At 29.3% G+C, this 669-nt stretch carries 1 protein-coding gene; it reads left to right on the top strand.

Annotation, left to right across the window (positions count from 1 at the left end; all coding sequences use genetic code 11):
- The first annotated feature begins 146 nt into the window (after positions 1 to 146).
- A complete protein-coding gene (locus tag LI288_RS14015) occupies positions 147 to 473 on the top strand; it encodes a type II toxin-antitoxin system RelE/ParE family toxin (RefSeq protein ID WP_227091063.1) in 327 nt (108 codons plus the stop codon).
- Positions 474 to 669: the final 196 nt, after the last annotated feature.

Genomic DNA, 669 nt, shown 5'->3' with positions numbered 1-669 from the left:
AATTGAATTCATTTCAAGTGATACAGTTGATAATGATACTTTCAGAACAGCCTTTGCAGATTTAAAAAAAGAAATTCTTGTAGGGCACCAAGCTATTTTAAAAGGAAAGACTACAAGTCTTGCTGATGTACGGAAGGAATTTAATCTTGATTGATTATAATGTAGCACTTTCAGACTCAGCTAAAAATGATTTAAGAGAAATACATGAATATATTCTGATAAACTTTTTTAGTCAACAATCTGCAGATGCAAAAGTAGATTTGATTTTAAAAGCTTTAGAAGTCTTAATTAATTTTCCCGAAGGTTTCCCAACAGTCACAAGTCGTGGCTATGGTCAACTAGTGGAAGATAAGAATTATCGTTATATGCCTATTGAAAACTATATTGCATTTTTTTATATTGAGAATCATAACGTATATGTTTCCCGTATTCTGAGCTCTCGACAAGATTGGGCAAAAATTTTCATTAAATAATTTGCCCAGTAACGAATAAAATGAATGACGCACACATATATTCATAAATACAAAAAGTACTTAGATAAAGCATTTATTAGCTCCAATTTAAGTGCTTTTTATCTATATATCCCATGACATCTTTCCGAAAAACCAAAATATTATTGAAAGTTATATTCTCTTTTCTTCTTTATAGGTTATATACTTTCTTTTACAA

Origin of the sequence: Lachnospira pectinoschiza (assembly GCF_020564355.1) — a bacterium.
Taxonomy (GTDB): domain Bacteria; phylum Bacillota; class Clostridia; order Lachnospirales; family Lachnospiraceae; genus Lachnospira; species Lachnospira intestinalis.
The sequence above is the reverse complement of the archived record's forward strand: the minus strand, read 5'-3'. Positions and strand labels throughout refer to the sequence as shown.